Raw genomic sequence first — 3425 nt, forward strand, 5'->3', positions numbered from 1 at the left:
GTTTATAGAGGATCTTCAGGATAATTTTGAATCTTTCACATCAACAGGTAAACAGCATACAACTGGAACAGAAGAAGTATTGCACCATATAAGAATAACCCTAGATAATGATGGCGCAGTAAAAGGTAGTGCTAGATTTACAGATTATCAAGGAAATAACACAGCAATTGGATTAACAGTAGTAAAGAATTATAATCAAGTTAATCAGCAGCACATTGAAGAACAAATTGAAAATATGGATGAAGATGCAAAAACAGTGTATGAGCAAGCAAAAGAAGACTATGAAAATGGGGAAATTGACAAATCTGTATATGATTCTATTGTATCAGGTCTCCTTAATTCAGGAGCAGCTTTTGTTAAAAATGCTTTAACGTCTAAGGTAACTAATGAAGTTTCAGAAAGGATCGCCTCTTCCATTGTATCTTGGGTACAGCGTAATACATGGGATTTCGTAGATCCAGCTTTGGCTTTTCAAACAGTTGGAGGAGCAGTCGTAACAAATGGTGCTCCACCATCTGCTTTAACTTCAGCTATTCGTACGGGGGGGGCCAGATATGGTGCGCCAATCGTCGGCTCTGCTATTGACTTTAGAATCCAAATTTACAATGGAGAAGATGCTACAGATGCTGCAATCAAAACTGCTGGTCACCTTGGTGCAGGGCTTGCAGGTGCTGCAATTGGTTCCGCTATACCGGTGCCAGTACTAGGAACGGCTATAGGATTTGCAATTGGTGTTGGTGGTTCAATGTTATTTGACTTCGTATATGATAATAAAGAAACCATAATAAATGGTGTAAAAGATTTCGCTGATGAAGCAGTAAATACCGTTAAAGATGTCGGTGGTGCGATTGGAGATGCCACGAAAGGATTATTTAGTGGTTTAGGAAGCGCGTTTGGATAGAAAAGGAATACACATAGAAGGAATGATAGAAATGGGACTAATTCCAATCTACACAGAAAATAAAAAAATCAGCAAAGCCACACGATTTTTATTGACGAAGAAACGAATCAATCCTATAAAGCATTTCATAAAGAAAGTAATCAATGGATATATTGGATTGGATTTTTTGCTGTACTGGCAATAATGCGTAGTATACAAGGAACCTACATTCAAATTTCTATTCTTCCTAATATTCTCCTAAGTGGTGCTTTATTTGGATTAACCTACTTCGTAAGCCGCTTAGTATATAAACACATGTTTTATGAGGAAGTAAAAGAGATTTACTTAACAGAGCCAATGATAGAGGATTACATTGATGATGGTAAAGTAGTATATAAATTAGAAATATGGTTGGCAATTATCAGTTTTATTATTTTTATAATGCTAACCATTGTCTATTTTATTACGTTGTCTTTAATACTGTTAATATTTGCGGTATTTCTTTTTTTAATTTTTTGTTTAAGTCTAAAACGATTATCTTTCGCAAGAATCAAACTATATCGAAAGAGAAAGCAAAGCTATGCTAACTAATTATGGGAGTGGATAACAGATGGAAGTATTACCGATAGGAAGGGTAGTTCGGCTAAAAAATGGAGATATAAAACTGATGATTTTAAACAGGGCTCCTCTCTATAACCAGAATGGTGTGATTGGTTACTTTGACTATTCAGCATGCATATATCCGGCTGGGAAAATTGAAGAACAAGTTTACTTTTTTAATGAGGAGAACATTGATGAAGTATATTTCAAAGGATATATAGACGAACAAGAGGAACAATTTCGAGAAGAATATGATGAGAAGATAAAACAGATTAATTATCCAAAGTTTGAAGTAGAGAATTAAGGAACCATTTGCATGACTACAATAATGAGTATAGATTAATTATTGTTCAGTATTTAATAAGAAATTTTAGTTTTAATATTATAGTTATTTTAGTATTCGTTATTATATTTATGTTGTAATATTTCTATGCTATTTCTTCTTCCTGAGCAATTAATTAATTTATAACAGTTGCATAGGTCGATAATTCTTCGATGTCTTGTTTACTTAATTTCTTTTTAGAAACGATCACACCTATCTATATCGACATGAGGCAGCAAAGCATTCACCTTTTTCACTGTATCAAAACTAAAGGATATTATGCTTATCCTGGTAATTTTTAATTATTTTGACTACTTTTTCTTTAATCCCAGGATATAGATTAGGATATTTAATCTCAATCATAATTCCAGCATCCGCTTTTTCCAATTCTTCTAAGGTTAAATCTTTACCCTACCATAAAAATTGGTTGTACGATCTATACTTTTATCATACATGATCTCGAGATAATCTGTATTAAGCTCTATGCCTCTTTTAAAGGCACGCAAGGTATTCTCAAGTGCGTGATAGGAGGCACCTCAATGTGCAACTAAAAGTGTATCCTCATGTAAAGGTATAGTTTTTACTGGCTTGGTCATAAAACCAAAGGAGAATAACAAGCTGACACTAATAAAAACTCCGACAATCACAAATATTAAATCAATAGATTTTTTTCGCACCCACAAACGTTTCCTTAAAAAAAGACTTCTTTTTTTATGACTTATTGCTTTTTAAAAATAGTAATATTATACTAGTATTATCTGATGGATAGGGAGGTTAACTAATTGAGGGAAAGAAATATTGCTGTTGCATACATATTATGGTTTTTCTTCGGGCAAATAGGTGTCCACCGCTTTTATACTGGACGAGTTGGAAGTGGAATTGTTCAATTATTACTTGGTTTTGTAGGTTGGTTAACTGTCTGGATGTTTATCGGATGGATCCCATTAATTGTATTATGGATCTGGATGATCGTAGATATATTCTTAATTCCGAGTATGTGTCGAAATCCACGTTAAATCAATTAAATAAATCACAAGAGAAAGGAGGGAAAAAGGAGCAATGGAAAAGTTTATAAAGTTCGATTCGATGATCACACCTATGATCATCAAAATTATTTTTTGGATAGGTGTAGGTCTATCAATATTATCTGGTTTAGGTATAATGATTTCAGGATTTACTACTTATTACGGTGGCGGTTTCCAAGTATTTTTGGGACTTGTAGTCATAGTAGTAGGACCTTTAATCATCCGTATTTACTGTGAATTATTAATTGTAGTGTTTAAGATGCATGACGCTCTGCAAACGATTAAATACAATACAACACCAATAGAAGAAAAAGAAAGTCAATTATCAGAATAAGTCAATGGCAATTATATAATTTTATCTTGGAGCACTTCTATCTAATGATGGAGGTGCTTTTTCTTATAATATAAACCTAAATACCTTCTTAACCAAATAACGCAAAAGTGTTTTGAAATTTGTTTTTTAAAAAAAGAGGGACAAAGAGTCTGTCCTCTTGTCCTAGTCTAGGAAATTATAGAATTAAGCCCTGTGGATAAAGTAAACGCGAGTAGCCACGTCCAGCTCCGAGCACCAAAAACTAGGCGACTTCACGAATCATTC

At 33.6% G+C, this 3425-nt stretch carries 5 protein-coding genes; all 5 read left to right on the forward strand.

Going from position 1 to position 3425, the window contains the following annotated elements:
- Positions 1-901 (forward strand): hypothetical protein (locus JCM21714_RS20605; protein WP_200868478.1); only part of this gene is annotated, 901 nt, incomplete at its 5' end.
- A 183-nt stretch (positions 902-1084) separates the two neighbouring features.
- Positions 1085-1471, forward strand: a complete 387-nt coding sequence (locus JCM21714_RS17605) for a hypothetical protein (protein ID WP_035726417.1) — start codon at positions 1085-1087, stop codon at positions 1469-1471.
- A gap of 19 nt (positions 1472-1490) precedes the next feature.
- Positions 1491-1784 carry a DUF4176 domain-containing protein gene (locus tag JCM21714_RS17610; RefSeq protein WP_035726420.1) on the forward strand — a complete coding sequence of 98 codons (294 nt, stop codon included), beginning with the start codon at positions 1491-1493 and terminating at the stop codon, positions 1782-1784.
- An 800-nt stretch (positions 1785-2584) separates the two neighbouring features.
- The gene (locus JCM21714_RS17615) at positions 2585-2818 is read left to right on the forward strand and encodes a TM2 domain-containing protein (RefSeq protein ID WP_035726423.1); all 234 of its coding nucleotides are present in this window, start codon (positions 2585-2587) and stop codon (positions 2816-2818) included.
- Positions 2819-2861: 43 nt separating this feature from the next.
- Complete coding sequence (locus JCM21714_RS17620) at positions 2862-3161, forward strand: DUF4282 domain-containing protein (RefSeq protein WP_035726427.1); 300 nt, start codon at positions 2862-2864, stop codon at positions 3159-3161.
- Positions 3162-3425 lie beyond the last annotated feature (264 nt).

This window comes from Gracilibacillus boraciitolerans JCM 21714 (assembly GCF_000521485.1).
Taxonomy (GTDB): domain Bacteria; phylum Bacillota; class Bacilli; order Bacillales; family Amphibacillaceae; genus Gracilibacillus; species Gracilibacillus boraciitolerans.

Coding starts and splice junctions, on each gene's coding strand:
- JCM21714_RS17605 (WP_035726417.1), top strand. CDS start 1,085: ATGCGTAGTATACAAGGAACCTACATTCAAATTTCTATTCTTCCTAAT.
- JCM21714_RS17610 (WP_035726420.1), top strand. CDS start 1,491: ATGGAAGTATTACCGATAGGAAGGGTAGTTCGGCTAAAAAATGGAGAT.
- JCM21714_RS17620 (WP_035726427.1), top strand. CDS start 2,862: ATGGAAAAGTTTATAAAGTTCGATTCGATGATCACACCTATGATCATC.